The sequence below is a fragment of the Actinoplanes sp. NPDC049681 genome (genome assembly GCF_044465265.1).
Taxonomy (GTDB): Bacteria; Actinomycetota; Actinomycetes; order Mycobacteriales; family Micromonosporaceae; genus Actinoplanes.
The window spans coordinates 144101-160762 of sequence record NZ_JBITLP010000002.1 but is presented as its reverse complement, the minus strand read 5'-3'; the positions used below and the strand labels follow the sequence as shown (position 1 = coordinate 160762).

The following is a 16662-nucleotide window of genomic DNA, read 5'->3' as shown; positions in this document are numbered from 1 at the left end:
CTGCGGTGGCCGCCGTCGCGTTCGCCGCCGCCACCGCTGCCGAAGCTATCCTGAGCGCGGAGGTCAGCGACTGTGGCGACGAAGGACGGGCGGCGGCCGCCGGGCACTCTGGAAGCGGAGGTCATGGCGGTGCTCCGGGCCGCTGAAGCCCCGCTGACCGCCGCCGGGGTGCACCGCGAGCTCAGTAGCGACCTCGCGTACAACACCGTGCAGACGATCCTCATCCGGCTGCACGACAAGAAGGTCGTCGAGCGCCGCCGCGCCGGCCGCGGCCACGTCTACTGGCCGGTCGAGGACGCCGCGACGGCGGCCGCCTCGCGGATGCGGGCAGCGCTCGGCGACCGGGCCGACCGGCACGCCGTCCTGCAGCGGTTCGCCGCGTCGCTCGACGAGTCCGACGCCGAGGTGCTGCGGCAGCTGCTGGGTGAGCGGCGCTCCTGAGGATCAGCCCACATGTTCGGCATGCCCTTGGCCCGGGTCGCGCCGCCGGCGGGCGCGAGTCCGTACATGCGCTGCAGTGTGCGCAGCAGGTCGTAGTGGTGGAGATGCGCACCGTAGGAGCCGGGCCTGACACCCGAGCCGGCCACGATCGTCGGGATGTGATTGTGGTCGGTCTGGTTGTCCTCGTCGAAGGTGAGGATGAACAGGCTGTTGTGGCTCTTGGCCCAGGCGATGTACGGGGCGAACCGCTTCCTGAGCCAGCTGTCGGCCCGCCCCTTGGGGCAGTCGTGCATGTCGTGGCACAGGTTCGGGACCACGAACGAGACGGTCGGCAGCTTGCGGTAGTCCCGGGGGAACGCCGTCAGCGGCCGGTTCGCGGCGGCCGGCACGTTGCGGAAATCGACCCAGGGATTGTGCCGCCGCACATAGTTGCGGTACGCGCACCCCCGCCAGCCCGTCGACGGCAGGTCCTCGGAGTACCCGGCGAAGGTGTGGCCGCTGTCGAGCAGCTGCCGAGCCAGGTTGGGCCGGCTGCCGAGGTTGTGCGGGCAGTTGTTGTCGGCGACGCCCTGGGTCGAGCCGGAGAACAGTGCCAGGTAGTTGGGCTGGCTGGGATGCGTCTCGGCGTAGAAGTGCAGCATGTTGGCCGACCTGCGGGCCAGCGACGAGATCCACGGGGTCCTCGGATGGCCGATCACCGAGTCGTACCGCTTGTTCTCCAGCATCACGATCACGACGTGGTCCGGTCGCGGCACGGCTGCTGCCACCGGCGTACGGACCCGAGCCGGAACGGCGGCCACCCCGGCCACCGCGGTGCCGCCGGTGAGCACCCCGGCCGCGGCCCCCGCCAGCATCGCCCGTTGAAACCGATTCACGCCGCTCTCCCACCATGCTCGATGTCCACCTACTCCTACATTGTGTAGGTGCTAGCCGGTTCGGCCCGGTGACACGCCGCGTCAGAGCAGAGGTAACCGCAGGCGCAGGGCCGCGCCCTCGGCAAGGTCGTCGACGGTCAGCGTGCCGCCGTGCGCGACGACGATGTCCTGGGCGATGGACAGGCCGAGCCCGGCTCCCCCGTCGTGGCGCGACCGGCTGCCGTCGAGGCGCACGAAGCGGTCGAAGATGCGGTCGCGATCCTGCGGCGCGATGGCCGGACCGTCGTTGCCGACCACGATCTCGCCCTGCCCGCCGAAGTTCTCGAGACGGATCGTGACGCTGTGGCGGGCGTGGCGCATCGCGTTGTCGACGAGGTTGCGCAACACCCGGTGCAGCCGGTCGGCGTCGCCGACCACCCGTACCGGCTGCACCTCGCCGTGGATCCGCAGGTCGGGGCGTTCGAGCGCCACGCGTTCCCGTTCGGCGTACACCAGATCGTCGAGGTCCACCTCGTCCCGGCGCAGGCGCAGGGCATCGTCGTCGACCCGCGCGAGCAGCAGCAGGTCGTCGACGAGCTTGGCCATGCGGGCGCTCTCGCGGTGGATGCGCGCGACCGACTGGGCGGGCGCCTCCGGCAGTCCCGCGGCGGCCAGCAGGTCGGCGTTGGCATGGATGGTGGCCAAGGGGCTGCGCAACTCGTGGCTCGCGTCGGCGACGAACCGGCGCTGCGCGGACGAGGCCGTCTCGATGCGGTTCAGCATCGTGTTCATGGTCGCCGCCAGCGCGGCGATCTCGTCCTCCGCCGCCGGTACGGGCAACCGCGCGTGCAGGTTCGTCGCGGTGATCGTGGACGCCCGCCGGGTCATCGCCTCCACCGGCCGCAGTGTCCGCCCCACGAACAGGAACGTCGCCACGGCCACCACCAGGGTCAGCAGGGGCATCCCGAACAGCAACGCCACGACCACCGCCTCGGTGCCGTCGTCGACGGTGTCCAGCGATTCCGCCACCAGCACGGTCCGGCCGCCCGACGGGGTGGCGACACCGAGAGCCAGCACCCGGTACGGCGGTTCCGGACCGATGGAGACCGGCCGGCGCTCCCACTGCCGGCGGCCCGCCCCCGGGCGCAGCGACGACAGCGCCGACGCACCGGAGATCGCGGCCGAGGCGGCGATCACGGTGCCCCCCGGGTCGAGGATCTGGACCAGCGTCTGGCCTCCCGTACCGCTCAGCGGCGGCGTGCTCCCACCGCGCAGCGCGGCAGCGACCTGGTCCGCACGATCCCTCGCGGCGGTGGTCACGTTGTCGAGCAGGATCCCGCGGGCCACGACCAGCAGCACCCCACCGGCGAGCAGCGCGGCCACGGCGACGACGCCACCGGCCGCGAGCGCCGAGCGCTGCCGCACGCCGAGCCGGCGCCGCAGCCACGGCAGAACCGCACGTTGTCGCATTGCCGAAACGCTAACGACGCCGAGCTGAAAACGCGCTGAAAGCCGCTCTTCAGGGCATTCTCAGGGCCGCCGGGGCACGCTGGAGCCCGGCGGAAGGAGCCGGATGACACGGGTACTCGTGGTCGAGGACGAGGTGGGGCTCGCGGAGACGATCCGCGACGGACTGGGCCGGCAGGGCTTCACCGTCGACCTGGCCCACGACGGCGTCGAGGGGCTGTGGACCGCGACCGAGACGCCGCACGGCGCGTACGACGCGGTCGTGCTGGACATCATGCTCCCCAAGCTCAGCGGGTACGAGGTCTGCCGGCAGCTGCGCGGGCGGGGCATCTGGACGCCGGTGCTGATGCTGACCGCCAAGGACGGCGAGTACGACGAAGCGGACGCGCTCGACCTCGGCGCCGACGACTACCTGGTCAAACCGTTCTCGTTCGTGGTGCTGATCGCGCACCTGCGTGCACTGATCCGCCGCGGTGCCCCGGAGCGCCCGGCCGTGCTGCACGCCGGAGACCTGTCACTCGACCCGGCCGAGCGCCGGGTCGCCCGCGGCACCACGACGATCGCCGTCACGCCACGCGAGTTCGCGCTGCTGGAGTTCCTCCTGCGCAACCGCGGCCACGCGGTGACCAAGACGGCGATCATCGAGAACGTCTGGGACGCGCACTTCGACGGCGATCCGAACATCGTCGAGGTGTACATCGGCTACCTGCGGAAGAAGATCGACCACCCGTTCGGCCGGTCGGCGATCGAGACGGTCCGCGGGGCGGGCTACCGGCTGGCAGCCGACGGCTGAACGTCCCCGCGGAGCTGCTGCCCCGCCGACCAGCCGCTGCGCTCCTGCCGCGCCGACCAGCCCATCAGCACGAACAGCACGGTCAGCAGGACGAGCGAGGAGCCGACCGTACCCAATGCCAGGCCGCCCTTCGCCACGGGCTTGGTGAGGAAATCACCGGCGGTGGCGCCGAGCGGCCGGGTGAGCACGAACGCGATCCAGAAGATCAGCACATTGGGTACGGCGGGAACGTACTTCAGCGCCAGGAGCACCATCAGCAGGGCCGTGATCAGCAGCGCGCCACCTGCGTACCCGAGGCCGGAGCTGTCGGAGAGGAAGTCCCCCATCGACGTGCCCAGCGTGTTCGAGATCAGGATCGCGGTCCAGAACAGCACCTCGCCCCGCAGGGTCGTGATGTCCCGGATGACGAACGTGAGCCCGGTCAGCCGCCAGACGACGAAGGTGGCGATCAGCAGCGAGACGAGAATCGCCGCGCCGACCGGATAACCCAGACCGAGGCCCTGCGGTCCCCAGCCGAGCGACCCGGATCCCGGCGCGAGATACCGGGCGCTGGCGTCGCGGTTCATGAAGTCCGACAGCGTCGTCCCAGCCATGCTGGTCGCGAGGATCACCGTCCAGTAGAAGAACGGGTTGTAGCGGCGGGACCGCAGCTGAACGACCAGGGTGATGACGAAGACGGCCAGCAGCGCCACCGTGGTGAGGAAGTAGCCCAGCTTCAGGGTCTGCGCGAACAGGTCACCGGCGGTCTCGCCGAGCGTGGTCGCGGCGATCTTCATGATCCAGAAGGCCAGGGTGATCTCGGGCAGCTTCTTCAGCACGTACTTGCCGGTGCCGGCGAGGTCGGCCTCGGTGGTCATGTGCGGCGTCATCATGCGCCTCTCATCAGGGGAACAAGTCGCCCTCAATGTGGGCGAAACGTCCTGAGAGATCGCTGAAGCCGTGGATCTTGGCGCAGGGGAGACGGACCCGCGAAGGGCAGATAGGCCTTGAGCCTGGGAAGAAGGGGCCGACGGCCCCGGGAAGATGCTCCCCCGATTGGACTCGAACCAATAACCTGCCGGTTAACAGCCGGCTGCTCTGCCAATTGAGCTACAGGGGAATACTGCGTCTGACCCCCGCTTTCGCGGGCTGTCATGGCGACCCGAGAAACAATACAACACCCGGAGCCCGGCCGCCGACAGGGGTGGCCGACACACCCGGGAGGACCGCAACAGGCAGGAAACTCCGGCGGGGGGAATGACTGAGCGGCAGGATGGGTATGCACCGGATCAGACGCACGCGCGTCATCGAACGGAAGGAGCCGCCATGCGCGGAAAGCTCATGTTCATCACGGGTCTCGCGGCGGGCTTCGTCCTGGGCAGCCGTGCCGGCCGGGAGAAGTACGAAGAGATCGCGGCCAACGCCAAGAAGGTGTGGGAGCACCCGACGGTCCAGGAGGCCGCCGGCGTTGCCCAGGCTCAGGCGAACAAGCTCTACACCGAGGGCAAGGACAAGCTGAACCAGTCCAAGCTCGGTGAGAAGCTGCACTCCGCCAGCACGTCGTCCTCGTCGTCGAGCTCCGACGACCTGTCGACCTCCAGCGTGAGCGCGAACAGCACCGGCACGACGTACTGACGCACGCCCCAGCAGAGAGCCCGGCCTCGCGGCCGGGCTTTCTGCGTGTCGGGGACCTCAGGACGAGGACGAGAAGGCGGCGTCGAAGGCCGCCGACGGCGCGTCGAACGCCAGTCCGCGCACGAACCGGAGCGCCTCGGGCGCGCCGACCAGGCGGTCCATGCCGGCGTCCTCCCACTCGATCGAGAGCGGGCCGTCGTAGCCGATGGCGTTCAGCGCGCGGAAGCAGTCCTCCCAGGGCACGTCGCCGTGGCCGGTGGAGACGAAGTCCCAGCCGCGGCGCAGGTCCGCCCAGGGCAGGTGGGACGACATCCGGCCACGGCGGCCGTCGCCCGTGCGGACCTTCGCGTCCTTGCAGTCCACGTGGTAGATCCGGTCCTGGAACTCGAGGATGAAGTTCACCGGATCCAGGTCCTGCCAGACGAAGTGCGACGGGTCCCAGTTGAGGCCGAACGCCGGGCGGTGGCCGATGGCGTCGAGGGCGCGCCGGGTGGTCCAGTAGTCGTACGCGATCTCGCTCGGGTGCACCTCGTGGGCGAAGCGGACGCCGACCTCGTCGAAGACGTCCAGGATCGGGTTCCAGCGGTCGGCGAAGTCCTGGTAGCCGCGCTCGATCATGGCCGGCGGCACGGGCGGGAACATGGCCACGGTGTGCCAGATCGACGAGCCCGTAAAGCCGACCACCGTCTTCACTCCGAGCCGGGCGGCGGCGCGCGCGGTGTCCTTCATCCGCTCCGCGGCGCGTTCCCGTACCCCCGAAGGGTCGCCGTCGCCCCAGATCGAAGCCGGCAGGATGTCCTGGTGGCGCTCGTCGATCGGGTGGTCGCAGACCGCCTGGCCGACCAGGTGGTTGGAGATCGCGAAGACCCGCAGGTTGTGCTTGGCCAGCTGCTCGCGCTTGCGGTCGACGTAGTCGTCCTCGGCGAGCGCGCGGTCCACCTCGAAGTGGTCGCCCCAGCAGGCGATCTCGAGGCCGTCGTACCCCCACTCGGAGGCGAGCCGGCAGACCTCCTCGAACGGCAGGTCGGCCCACTGGCCGGTGAAGAGCGTGATGGGTCGCGCCATGTCATCTCCCTGTTCGCAAGCGTGACGAAGAGGGTTCCGGGCCGGCGCGAGGAGGACCGGCGGCGGCACGGAGCCGGCGGGCGTCGCGACCGGCCGGGTCTGCGCCTCCCGGCCGGCCCACCCTCACCGGGAGGTGCCAGGTTGAACTCTAGGTGTGCGCGCGCCTCTCAACAAGGGAGACGGGCCTCCTGGGGAGGAGAGAGCCCCAGCTCCCCAAGGTCGACGGCGCTGCGCCACTCGACGTCCAGATGCTCGGTCCCGGGCAGCTCGCCCCCCATCAGCTGCCGCAGCGCCGTCCGCCAGATCTCGGTGGTCGCGCTCAGCGGCGCGGGCGGCTCCGATCCCACCGGTACGGGGTGAAGCACCCGCCACGGCCCCGGCGGGAATTCCCGCAGCGCCTGGGCGAGCTCCGGCACATAACCGCCGTCCGGGGTGGTGACCGGCTGCGGGTTGCCGTCCGTCACGTACCCGCGCAACGTGTCGGCGGCGGCGAGCGGGTCGTCGGCCTGCACCGCGGCGGCGACGTGCGCCTGGATGACCGCGACGCCGGCGCCGGCCAGCCGGTCGAGGTAGGCGGCCGGGTCCTCCCACGTACACGCCAGGTGCGCCAGGTCCAGGCAGATCCCGAGGCGGTCCTTGTCCAGCCGGGCGAACGCCGCCGCCACGGACGCGGAGCCGTCCAGCACCGCGCCGGGCTCGGGCCGGAAGCCGACGCGTACGGCCCGGCCGGTCTGCCAGGCCACCTCGGCCAGACCGCCGGAGAGCCGGCCCAGGATGCGAGAGCAGGCCTTCTGCCGGGCCTCGTCCCAGTCGTCGCGACGGCCCAGGCCGGTGGTGGTCACCGCGCCCCGGACCGCGTCGTCGGGCAGCAGGTCGACCAGGATGCGGGCCAGGTCCAACGTGTATTCGAGGCGGGCCGGGCAGCTCCAGTCCGGCACGTCGGAGCCCTGGTCGCCACCCTGCGCGTAGGGCACTCCGCTCAACGTGACGACCTCGAGCCCGCGGGCGTCGAGCTCGGCACGAAGCCGGGTACGGGAGCGCGCGTCGATCGCCAGGGCGCCGGCGAGAGCGGGCGGGAGCCAGAGGCTCAACCCGAGCGTGTCGACGTCCCGCCGGGCCCGCACGGCGGCGGCGTACGCATCGACCTGCTCGATCACGGCCGGGAGATCCCGCGCCGGCCGCAGGTCGGTGCCATGGCTCAGGTGGACGACCCGGCCCGAATGGTGGCGCAGACGCATCAGAATCCCTCCTGGAGCGAGGCGTCACCGGTGCATTCGCACGTGCATCGGTTCGTGCGCGCTCCAGTATGGATCATCCGGCCGCGGGTCACCGCTGCCGTCGTGGCGGACCGACGGGATGCCATGACGCCTCCATCCGTGGGGTTGTCTGCCCTCGGATACGAGCCTCAACCGGCACCCGGATCAGCGGCGCACTCGCCGTGCGACGCCGTGACCGGGGCGAACATGATCCACATAGGTCAGCTTGATCGACAGACAGCGATGTCATTACCCTCGGTGAGCTGGCCCGGAGCTCCCGAAGAGCCAGATGGGCGGCCGGGTCAGGAGAGCGCTATCTGTGCATCAAATGCACACTCGGACACGCACCGGACAGCGACACGTGCGAATGGCCCCAGTGCAGATGCACGCGGCGAATGCTCACCGGCGGCGGCGAAGGGGCCGGGGACGGGCTGGAGGCCGGGCGGGCTGGGGTTGCCGATGCCGTCCAGCTCGGACAGCAAGGGGCCGGACCGGACGGCGGCCGGACGGCGGATCTACGGCCGAATGGCGACTTGGCGGGCCGGGCGGCGGGGGCCACTGGGAACGGGAGGCCAGGACGGCGGCAGGGCGCCACCACTAGCAGGCGGCGGGCCGGGGCGGCAGCGACACCGCAAAGGGATGGACAGCACCGCGGCACCACCCCAAGACACGCCGCGCGCCAGGCGGCAGCGACACCGCCGACGAGGCGGACAGCACCGCGGCACGGCCGGAACGGCCGGAACGGCCGCACGATCGTGAGACGCGGCGCGCGAGCGGAGGCAGCCAGGACGCCGACGCGGTCGGGACCGGTGGCACCGACATGACCGGGACGGTGCCACGACCGGGACGGTGCCACGACCGGGACGGTGCCACGACCGGGACGGTGCCACGACCGGGACGGTGCCACGACCGGGACGACGCCGTGGCCAGCCCGGGACGGCGAAGCGGCCAACCGGCGGCGACGCGGCCCAGCTCCCGACAACGCGGCCCAGCCCGCGACGACGCGGCCCAGCTCCCGACGACGCGGCCCAGCCCGCGACGACGCGGCCCAGCCGGCGGGCGCTCGCGGCCCGGTCCCCCGATCCGGCCGGATGGCGGCGTGAGGGGGTCGGGACGGCACTGCCTGGGGGGTGTGCCACGTGACTGTGCGGTGTCCGTACATGTGAAACGGTTTTCGGGCTGTCCGGCAGACGATCGGGAACCCGTCGATCCATGCCGGACAGCCGCTCCACCCCGCGCCCGCAGGCCCGGGGCGCAACCGGGCCTTCCTCGCGATGCGGCGTGGCGATCTAGACAGTGGCGAGGGCGGCCTCCACGGGGACCCAGGCGGACGTGGCCGCCGAGCGTTCGACCGCGTCGAGGACCAGCTGGACCTGCAGGGCGTCCGCGAAGGACGGTGCCGGGTTGTCGCCGGCCGCGATCGCCGCGATGAGGTCGTGGACCTCGTGGGTGAAGGTGTGCTCGTAGCCGATCGGATGGCCGGCGGGCCACCACGCCGACATGTACGGGTGGTCCGGCTCGGTCACCAGGATGCGGCTGAAGCCCTGTTCGCTGGTGGGCAGCGTGGCGTCGTAGAACTCGAGTTCGTTCATCCGCTCGAAGTCGAACGCCACCGAGCCTCGGGAGCCGTTGAGTTCGATCCGCAGGCCGTTCTTGCGTCCGGTGGCGAAGCGGGTCGCCTCGTACGTGGCGACCGCTCCCCCGTCGAGCCGGGCCAGGAAGAGGGCGGCGTCGTCCACGGTGACCTGGCCCGAGCCGGCGTGGCCGTTGCCGGCCGCCGAGAGGCCGGATGCCTGGGTGGGCAGCGGCCGCTCGCGGACGAAGGTTTCCGTCAGGGCACTGACGCCGGTGATCTGCTGGCCCGTCACGTACTGGGTGAGGTCCACGATGTGCGCGCCGATGTCGCCCAGGGCGCCCGAGCCGGCGACGTCCTTGCGCAGCCGCCAGACCAGCGGGAATTCCGGGTCGACGATCCAGTCCTGAAGGTACACCGCGCGGACGTGGCGGATCGTGCCGATGCGGCCTTCCGCCACCAGCCGGCGCATCAGGGCGACGGCGGGCACCCGGCGGTAGTTGAAGCCGCACATCGTGCGTATCCCCTTGGCCTGCGCGGCGGCCGCCGCCTCGGCCATCTGCCGGGCCTCGGCCACCGAGTTGGCCAGGGGTTTCTCGCAGAGGACGTGCTTGCCCGCGGCGAGCGCTGCCAGGGCGATCTCGGCGTGGGTGTCGCCGGGGGTGCAGATGTCCACCAGGTCGACGTCGTCCGCGGTGACGACCTGCCGCCAGTCCGTCGCGTGCGACTCCCAGCCGAGCTTGGCGGCCGCGGCCGCGACCTTGGTCTCGTCGCGGCCGCAGACCACGGACATCCGCGCCGACAGCGGCAGCTCGAACGCGTGGTTGACGGTGCGCCAGGCCTGAGAGTGCGCGGCGCCCATGAACGCGTAACCGACCATGCCGACCCGCAGCTGCCCCATCATGCTCTCCGTTCGTGATCGTCAGAAACCGAGCTTGCTGTACTGAGCCGCGTTCTCTTTGGTGATCGTTTCGGAGGCGAGCGTGATCTCCTTGGGCACCTGCAGCTCCACCAGGTCGGCCATGCCCTTGCCCTGCCCGATCAGGCGGGCCAGGGAGATCGCGGAGGACGCCATCGACGGGCTGTACGTGACGGTCGCCTTGAGCGGGCTGTTGTCCGCCTGGATGGCCTGGATCGCGGCCTTGGAACCGGCGCCCCCGACCATGAGGAACTCCTTGCGGTTCGCCTGGTTGATGGCGGCGAGCACGCCGATGCCCTGGTCGTCGTCGTGGTTCCAGAGCGCGTCGATCTTCGGCAGCGCCTGCAGGAGCTCGGTGGCGGCGCGCTGGCCGGTGTCGGCGGTGAACTCGGCGGGGCGGCGGTTGGCGACCTTGAAGCCGTACCCGGCCAGGGCCTCGTTGAAGCCCCGGGTGCGCTCCTGGGTGAGCTCGAGCGAGTCGATGCCCGGGATCTCGCCGATGACCGGGTTGGCGATCCCCTTCGCCTTCATCTGCTCGCCGATGTACGCGCCGGCGGCCAGGCCCATGCCGAAGTTGTCGCCCTTGATCTGCAGGCGGTAGGCGCCGCGGTCGGGGAACGCCCGGTCCAGATTGACCACCGGGATGCCGGCGCGCATGGCCTGCAGCCCCACCGCGTTGAGCTCCTTGCCGTCGTGCGGCAGCAGCACGATCACGTTCGGCTTCTGGGAGATCAGGGTGGACAGTGCGGCGCGCTGGGCGGCCGCGTCGGCGCCGGCCTCCACGCTGCGAAGCTCCACATCCTGGTACGCGGCGGCCTGCGCCTTGGCGTTGTTGGTGATGGCGGCGACCCAGCCGTGGTCGGCGGCCGGCGCGGAGAAGCCGATGACGACCTTCTGACCCGGCTCGGCGTTCTTGTTGTTGCCCGAGTTGGCGTTGATCTGGGTGTTCTCGCTCGGGGTGTTGCTGGTGCACGCGGTGAGCAGGGCGCCGGCGCCCACGGCGGCGCCGCCGAAGAGGATGCGACGACGGGACAGATCGTTCATCGTTTTCTCCCAGGGGTGACCGGGCGGCCGTCGCCGGTCGCCGGTGAGGGGGTGGGGGCGGGGTTAAGCGGGCTTGCGCCCGAGCAACTGGCTGAGGGAGCGGTAGCGGAACTGCTGGACCAGCACGGCGGCGACGATGATGCCGCCCTTGACCATGTTCTGGACCTCGGTGGAGAGGTTGTTGATCGCGAAGAGGTTGGTGATGGTGGAGAAGACCAGCACCCCGAACAGGGCGCCGACGATGGTGCCGCGGCCGCCGCTGAGCAGCGTGCCACCGATGATCGCCGCGGCGATCGCGTCCAGCTCGTAGAGGTTCGCCATCGCGGCCTGCGCGCTGGTCGCCTGCGAGGTGAGCATGATGGCCGCGATGCCGCAGCAGAGTCCGGAGAGGGCGTACAGCAGCACGGTGTGCAGCCGCACGTTGATGCCGGCCAGCCGGGCCGCCTCCACGTTGCCGCCGACGGCGACGGTGCGCCGGCCGAAGGTGGTGCGGTTGAGCAGGACCCACCCCGCCGCGACCACCACCGCGAGGATGATGACCAGCATCGGGATGCCGAGGATCTTCGTGCTGGCGATGTCGTTGATGGTCGTGTTCGACGAGACCTGCGTCTGCTTGCCGGAGATCTGGGCGGCCAGCCCGCGCGCCGCGACCATCATCGCGAGCGTGGCGATGAAGGGCACGAGTTTTCCGTACGAGATGAGCACCCCGTTGATCAGCCCCACGACCACGCCGACGACGATCGCGGTGAAGATCATGCCGCCGGTCCCGTAGGACTGGGTGGCGAGCGTGGTGGACCAGACGCCGGCCACCGCGACGATGGCGCCGACGGAGAGGTCGATGCCGCCGCCGATGATGACGAACGTCATGCCGACGGTGACGACGCCGATCGCGGACGCCTGCTGCAGGATCGTCCAGACGTTGCCGGTGACCCAGCTCGCGTCGCCGTACAGCTCGGGCCGGGTGACGATGCCGATGATCACCAGGACGACGAGGACGCCGACCAGGCCGATGTTGCGGCGTACGGGCTCAGCGCCGTCGCTCTTCCACCAGCTTGGTTTCTGCGGCGGGGTGCTCTTCGGCTCGACCGGCGGGGACTGCGCCGGCACGCCGGGTTTCGTGCTCTGATCCGTCACGCCGGTTCTCCCTCCATGAGAGACCCCGCCATGACGAGGTCCAATACGGTGGCTTCGTCGATCTCGTCCGCGGGTGCCTCGTGGATCAGGTGGCCCTCGCGCATGACCAGGACGCGGTCGGCGAGGCCGAGCACCTCGGGCACCTCGCTGGAGACCAGCAACACCCCCACACCGCCGGCCGCGAGATCGTGGATGACCTGGTAGAGCTCCGCCCGCGCGCCGACGTCCACCCCCCGGGTCGGCTCGTCGAGCAGGAGCAGTCGCGTCCGGTCCAGCAGCCAGCGGCCGACCACGACCTTCTGCTGGTTGCCGCCGGAGAGCGTGCGTACGGGACGGTTGACGTCGCGGGGCCGCAGCTCCAGCTGGTCCGCCGTACGCATCGCCGCGGCCCTCTCCTTGCCGGCGGCGGTGAAGCCGGCACGGGAGTAGCCCGAGAACGAGGAGAGCGTCATGTTGCGGTAGATCGGCTCGTCCAGCAGCAGGGCCTGACTCTTGCGCTCCTCCGGGGCCATGCCGACGCCGTGGCGGACCGCGGCGCCGATGCTGCGGACCACCTTGCCGTCGACCTTGACCGTCCCCGCGTCCGCCCGGCGGGCGCCGAAGATGGTTTCCAGCAGCTCGGAACGGCCCGAGCCCACGAGGCCCGCGATGCCGACGATCTCCCCCGCCCGTACGGTCAGCGACGCGTCGGCGAACTCGCCCTCCCGCGTGAGGCCCTCCACCTCCAGCAGGGGCTTGCCCTCCGCGGCGCCGACGCGTGGCGGGAACACGTACTCGATCGTGCGGCCGGTCATCCGGCTGACCAGCTCCCGGGTCGGCGTGTCGCGCGCCGGCAGGTTCGCGGCGGTGGTCCGGCCGTCCTTGAGGACGGTGACCCGGTCGCCGATGTCGCGGATCTCCTCCAGCCGGTGCGAGATGTAGATGACCGCGATGCCGTGCGAGGTCAGCTCCCGGATGATCCGGAACAGGTTCTCCACCTCGTCATGGGCGAGCACGGCGCTGGGCTCGTCCATGACGATCAGCTTGGCGTCGTGCGACAGGGCACGGGCCATGCTGACGATCTGCTTGCCCGCCGCGGGCAGCGAGCGGACCAGGCGGCGGGGCGGGATCTGCGGGTGCCCGAGCCGGGCCAGGATCTCCCGGGTACGGGCGGACGTCGAGCGCCGCCGCAGGAAGCCGCCCCGGCTCTCCTCGTGACCGAGGAACGCGTTCTCGGCCACCGACAGGTCGTCGACGAGGTCGAGCTCCTGGTAGATCGTGGCGATGCCGGCGCGCATCGCGGCCTGCGGGGTCGCCGGGGCGAAGGGCTCGCCCAGCCAGGAGATGCTGCCCTCGTCGGCATGATGCACCCCCGCGAGGATCTTGATGAGTGTGGACTTGCCGGCCCCGTTCTGGCCGAGGAGGCAGTGCACCTCGCCGGCGCGGACCTCCAGCTCGACGCCGTCGAGGGCGCGTACACCCGGGAAGGTCTTGACGACGCCCTCCAGCCTGAGGACGACCTCGTGCTCCTCGGGGGCGGTCATGATGCCTGCTCGAAGGCGGTGTCGCTGGCGAGGACCGCGGCACCGGTGACGCCCGCGCGGGCGCCCAGCTCGCTGAGCACCACCGGCAGGTTGCCGGTCGCCAGCGGCAACGACCGCCGGTAGACGACGCTGCGGATCTCGGCCAGCAGGATGTGGCCCAGCTGCGCGAGCCCGCCCCCGATGACGATCATCGACGGGTTCGCGAAGCTGACCAGCGTGGCGAGGGTGGCCCCGACCCTGCGTCCGCCGTCACGGATGAGGCGGATGCAGGTGACGTCCCCCTCGGCGGCCCCGTCGGCGACGTCCCGCGCTCCGAGCTCGCCGTTCGAGGCGAGCCGCTCGGCCAGCGCCGGCGACTCCCCGCTGCGGGCGGCGGCGAGCGCGTCCCGGGCCAGGGCGGCACCGCTGAACAACGCCTCCAGGCAGCCGGCGTTGCCGCACGAGCACATCGGACCGTGCGCGTCGACCTGGATGTGCCCGATGTCGCCGGCGCAGCCGTCCACGCCCCGGTAGACGTCCCCGCCCAGGTGGATGCCGCAGCCGATGCCCGTACCGATCTTGACGAAGAGGAAGTCGTCGACCGAGTGAGCGACCCCGCCGTGCCGCTCCCCGATCGCCATGATGTTGACGTCGTTGTCCACGACGGCCGGGCACCCGTGCTCGCGGGCGAGCAGCTCCCGCACCGGATAGCGGTCCCAGCCCGGCATGATCGGCGGCGACACCGGCACGCCGTCCCGGAAGCTGACCGGCCCGGGAACGCCGATGCCGACGGCATCCAGCCGCTCGTAGGCCCCGTCGCTGCGCGCCTTGGCCAGCAGTTCGTTGACCCGATGCAGAATCACCTTCGGCCCGCTGCGGATGTCGGCGCTTTCCCGGTACGCCGCGACGGGCTCGAGCCGGCCGTTGGTGACCTCGATGTCGATGGAACTCGCGCCGAGATCGACGGCGGCGAATCGCAATCGCGGGTGCAGCTCGACCAGAGTGGAACGGCGGCCACCCCGCGAAGCGGCCATCCCGGCCTCCGCGATGTACCCGGCGGCAACCAGTCGCTCGACCTCGGCGAGCAGGCGGGGCCGGGTGAGATCGAGCCGGTCACCGAGCTCGGCGCGGGAGATGGGTCCCTCGTCCCGCAACAGGCGGAGCAGGCGCAGGTGGGGGGCGTCGACGACATGCACGGGCAACCTCCGGGCCGTTCACACCGCCGCAAACGTACGGTGTCACGCCCGTCACACTAGGGCCCTTCCGGCGCGCTAGTCCATACCTTCTCGTTGATCACCACAAACTTTTGTTCTGAGATTCAAAAGTGACCGTTGGACGGCGTCACACCTCCGTCTTCCGAGCGATGGCCGACGAGTGCGCGGCCGACGGTCGCGCACTCGATCCACGCGCGACTGCCGACCACCCTTCGTGAGTCCGCAGCCGTCGGTCCCACGCGCGACTGCCGACCACCCTTCGTGAGTCCGCAGCCGTCGGTCCCACGCGCGACGGCCGCACACCCGTTCGCGGGGTGCGCGGCCGTCAAGGATGGCGTCGGGTCAGCTTGTGCTGAGGCCCTTCTCGCTGCCCTTCTTGAGCTTGCGGTCGTCACGCAGCTGCAGGAACGGCTCGTCGTCGGGCGAGTGGCCGGCCGCGATGGCCCGCCCTCGCTCCAGCTCCGCGTCCAGTTCGGCGCCGAGCATGATCGCGATGTTGGAGATCCACAGCCAGACCAGGAAGGCGATGACACCGCCGAGCGTGCCGTACGTCTTGTTGTAGTTGGCGAAGTTGGCCAGGTAGATCGCGAACGCGGCGGAGGCGGCGACCCACACGAGCACCGCGAAGATGCCACCCGGGCTGACCCAGCGGAAACCGCCGGTCTTGGCGTTCGGCGACGCCCAGTACAGGATCGCGAACATCAGGCTGACCAGGACGATCAGGACCGGCCACTTGGCGATGTTCCAGGCGGTCACGAAGCCCCCGCCGAGGCCGATCTGCCGGCCGACCGCCTCGGCCAGCCCGCCGGTGAAGACGACGATGACGGTCGAGAGGATGAGCATGATGCCGATGACCGCGGTGACCCCGAGGCGGATCGGGATCGTCTTCCACACCGGCCGGCCCTCGGGCACGTCGTAGATGGCGTTCGAGGCGCGCATGAAAGCGCCGATGTATCCGGAGGCGGACCAGAAGGCGGCCACGATACCGATGACCGCGGCGAGACCCGCCTTGCCCGGGTCCTGCACCTGCGTCAGCACCTGGTTGACCAGGTTCTGGATCTGACCGGGCGCCACCTGCTTGACGGTCTCCTGCACGGTCTCCTGCCCGTTGTTGCTGAGCATGCCGAGCACGGACACGAGGACCAGCACCCCGGGGAAGATCGACAGCACCCCGTAGTAGGTGAGAGCGGCCGCCCAGTCGGAGACGTTGTCCTGAGAGAACTGCTTGAAGGTCCGCTTCAGCGCCCCGAGAATCCCCTTACCCTTCAGCTGGGCGGGACTGTCGGGCCCGGCATCGGGGGCCGGCGCGGACAGATCGTCATCGCGGTCATCGGCAGTCCGCGACGTCGCGGCGGCATCGATGTCGAGGCCCTTGCTGTCGCGGTCCCGGGCGTCCCGCGCCCCCGCGGCGTGAGCGTCAGCAGCGGTCTTGTCGTGGCCGTGGTCGTGCGACGTTTCCTCGGCCTTGCGAAGAAGTCTCATCGCGGGGATACCTCCAGGGCGCTACGCGTCGTGTAGTTACCGCGTTCCGCGCCGGCCGGGTGCCTCCCGCCGGTCGGCGAATCGCGACCTGACCGGGTGATGCCCGCCATCCTGCTGGTTTAACCCCTTCACCCCAGCTTGCGTTCAGCGGAGATCCAGGTGGGGGCGGGGTGAGGGCTGAGCCGGAACGGGCTCGCGCTTCGGTGGGGAGACGGGGCGCGGTGGGCTACGGCTGGCGGAACGGCCGGGACGGAAACCGGGGGGCGGTGTTGGCGCGGCAGGGCGCCAGGTGGCTGTGAGTGAG

13 protein-coding genes, 1 tRNA gene and 1 pseudogene are annotated in these 16662 nt (G+C 70.8%); 3 read left to right on the top strand and 12 right to left on the bottom strand.

Annotated features, from left to right (window positions below; genetic code table 11):
• Positions 1 to 72 precede the first annotated feature (72 nt).
• Entirely contained in the window at positions 73 to 441 is a 369-nt protein-coding gene (locus ACIBO8_RS06105; RefSeq protein WP_396114028.1) for a BlaI/MecI/CopY family transcriptional regulator, read from the top strand.
• A gap of 68 nt (positions 442 to 509) precedes the next feature.
• On the opposite strand, the pseudogene ACIBO8_RS06100 reads toward ACIBO8_RS06105, so the two are convergent.
• Together ACIBO8_RS06100 and ACIBO8_RS06095 are read right to left on the bottom strand one after the other, a co-directional pair.
• Positions 510 to 1166, bottom strand: a pseudogene (locus ACIBO8_RS06100) (alkaline phosphatase family protein); the annotation flags it as partial.
• Positions 1167 to 1397: 231 nt separating this feature from the next.
• Positions 1398 to 2765 (bottom strand): sensor histidine kinase, encoded by a 1368-nt coding sequence (locus ACIBO8_RS06095; RefSeq protein ID WP_396114027.1) that lies wholly within the window; start codon positions 2763 to 2765, stop codon positions 1398 to 1400.
• 103 nt (positions 2766 to 2868) lie between these two features.
• Between ACIBO8_RS06095 and ACIBO8_RS06090 the strand changes: the two genes are divergently transcribed.
• Positions 2869 to 3555 (top strand): response regulator transcription factor, encoded by a 687-nt coding sequence (locus ACIBO8_RS06090; RefSeq protein WP_396114026.1) that lies wholly within the window; start codon positions 2869 to 2871, stop codon positions 3553 to 3555.
• On the opposite strand, the gene ACIBO8_RS06085 is transcribed toward ACIBO8_RS06090, so the two are convergent.
• The gene (locus ACIBO8_RS06085) at positions 3531 to 4427 is read right to left on the bottom strand and encodes a hypothetical protein (RefSeq protein ID WP_396114025.1); all 897 of its coding nucleotides are present in this window, start codon (positions 4425 to 4427) and stop codon (positions 3531 to 3533) included. The genes ACIBO8_RS06090 and ACIBO8_RS06085 overlap by 25 nt on opposite strands.
• A gap of 154 nt (positions 4428 to 4581) precedes the next feature.
• Positions 4582 to 4654: transfer RNA gene (locus tag ACIBO8_RS06080), tRNA-Asn, on the bottom strand.
• Positions 4655 to 4860: 206 nt separating this feature from the next.
• Here ACIBO8_RS06080 and ACIBO8_RS06075 point away from each other — a divergent pair.
• Positions 4861 to 5169: a hypothetical protein gene (locus ACIBO8_RS06075; protein WP_396114024.1), complete on the top strand. Its 309-nt coding sequence runs from the start codon at positions 4861 to 4863 to the stop codon at positions 5167 to 5169.
• 57 nt (positions 5170 to 5226) lie between these two features.
• On the opposite strand, the gene ACIBO8_RS06070 is transcribed toward ACIBO8_RS06075, so the two are convergent.
• The 8 genes from ACIBO8_RS06070 to ACIBO8_RS06035 all read right to left on the bottom strand — a co-directional run bounded on the left by ACIBO8_RS06070 (position 5227) and on the right by ACIBO8_RS06035 (position 16358).
• Positions 5227 to 6234 (bottom strand): sugar phosphate isomerase/epimerase family protein, encoded by a 1008-nt coding sequence (locus ACIBO8_RS06070; RefSeq protein ID WP_396114023.1) that lies wholly within the window; start codon positions 6232 to 6234, stop codon positions 5227 to 5229.
• Between the two features lie 167 nt (positions 6235 to 6401).
• A complete protein-coding gene (locus ACIBO8_RS06065) occupies positions 6402 to 7472 on the bottom strand; it encodes a sugar phosphate isomerase/epimerase family protein (protein ID WP_396114022.1) in 1071 nt (356 codons plus the stop codon).
• Between the two features lie 1307 nt (positions 7473 to 8779).
• Complete coding sequence (locus ACIBO8_RS06060) at positions 8780 to 9967, bottom strand: Gfo/Idh/MocA family protein (RefSeq protein WP_396114021.1); 1188 nt, start codon at positions 9965 to 9967, stop codon at positions 8780 to 8782.
• Between the two features lie 18 nt (positions 9968 to 9985).
• Positions 9986 to 11026: a substrate-binding domain-containing protein gene (locus ACIBO8_RS06055; RefSeq protein ID WP_396114020.1), complete on the bottom strand. Its 1041-nt coding sequence runs from the start codon at positions 11024 to 11026 to the stop codon at positions 9986 to 9988.
• A gap of 63 nt (positions 11027 to 11089) precedes the next feature.
• Positions 11090 to 12160, bottom strand: a complete 1071-nt coding sequence (locus tag ACIBO8_RS06050) for an ABC transporter permease (RefSeq protein ID WP_396114019.1) — start codon at positions 12158 to 12160, stop codon at positions 11090 to 11092.
• A complete protein-coding gene (locus tag ACIBO8_RS06045; protein ID WP_396114018.1) occupies positions 12157 to 13683 on the bottom strand; it encodes a sugar ABC transporter ATP-binding protein in 1527 nt (508 codons plus the stop codon). The genes ACIBO8_RS06050 and ACIBO8_RS06045 overlap by 4 nt, the downstream gene beginning before the upstream one ends.
• Entirely contained in the window at positions 13680 to 14858 is a 1179-nt protein-coding gene (locus ACIBO8_RS06040; protein ID WP_396114017.1) for an ROK family protein, read from the bottom strand. The genes ACIBO8_RS06045 and ACIBO8_RS06040 overlap by 4 nt, the downstream gene beginning before the upstream one ends.
• A 360-nt stretch (positions 14859 to 15218) precedes the next feature.
• Positions 15219 to 16358: a YihY/virulence factor BrkB family protein gene (locus tag ACIBO8_RS06035; protein ID WP_396114016.1), complete on the bottom strand. Its 1140-nt coding sequence runs from the start codon at positions 16356 to 16358 to the stop codon at positions 15219 to 15221.
• Positions 16359 to 16662: the final 304 nt, after the last annotated feature.

Coding starts and splice junctions, on each gene's coding strand:
- ACIBO8_RS06095 (WP_396114027.1), bottom strand. CDS start 2,765: ATGCGACAACGTGCGGTTCTGCCGTGGCTGCGGCGCCGGCTCGGCGTG.
- ACIBO8_RS06090 (WP_396114026.1), top strand. CDS start 2,869: ATGACACGGGTACTCGTGGTCGAGGACGAGGTGGGGCTCGCGGAGACG.
- ACIBO8_RS06085 (WP_396114025.1), bottom strand. CDS start 4,427: ATGATGACGCCGCACATGACCACCGAGGCCGACCTCGCCGGCACCGGC.
- ACIBO8_RS06075 (WP_396114024.1), top strand. CDS start 4,861: ATGCGCGGAAAGCTCATGTTCATCACGGGTCTCGCGGCGGGCTTCGTC.
- ACIBO8_RS06070 (WP_396114023.1), bottom strand. CDS start 6,234: ATGGCGCGACCCATCACGCTCTTCACCGGCCAGTGGGCCGACCTGCCG.
- ACIBO8_RS06065 (WP_396114022.1), bottom strand. CDS start 7,472: ATGCGTCTGCGCCACCATTCGGGCCGGGTCGTCCACCTGAGCCATGGC.
- ACIBO8_RS06060 (WP_396114021.1), bottom strand. CDS start 9,967: ATGATGGGGCAGCTGCGGGTCGGCATGGTCGGTTACGCGTTCATGGGC.
- ACIBO8_RS06055 (WP_396114020.1), bottom strand. CDS start 11,026: ATGAACGATCTGTCCCGTCGTCGCATCCTCTTCGGCGGCGCCGCCGTG.
- ACIBO8_RS06045 (WP_396114018.1), bottom strand. CDS start 13,683: ATGACCGCCCCCGAGGAGCACGAGGTCGTCCTCAGGCTGGAGGGCGTC.
- ACIBO8_RS06035 (WP_396114016.1), bottom strand. CDS start 16,358: ATGAGACTTCTTCGCAAGGCCGAGGAAACGTCGCACGACCACGGCCAC.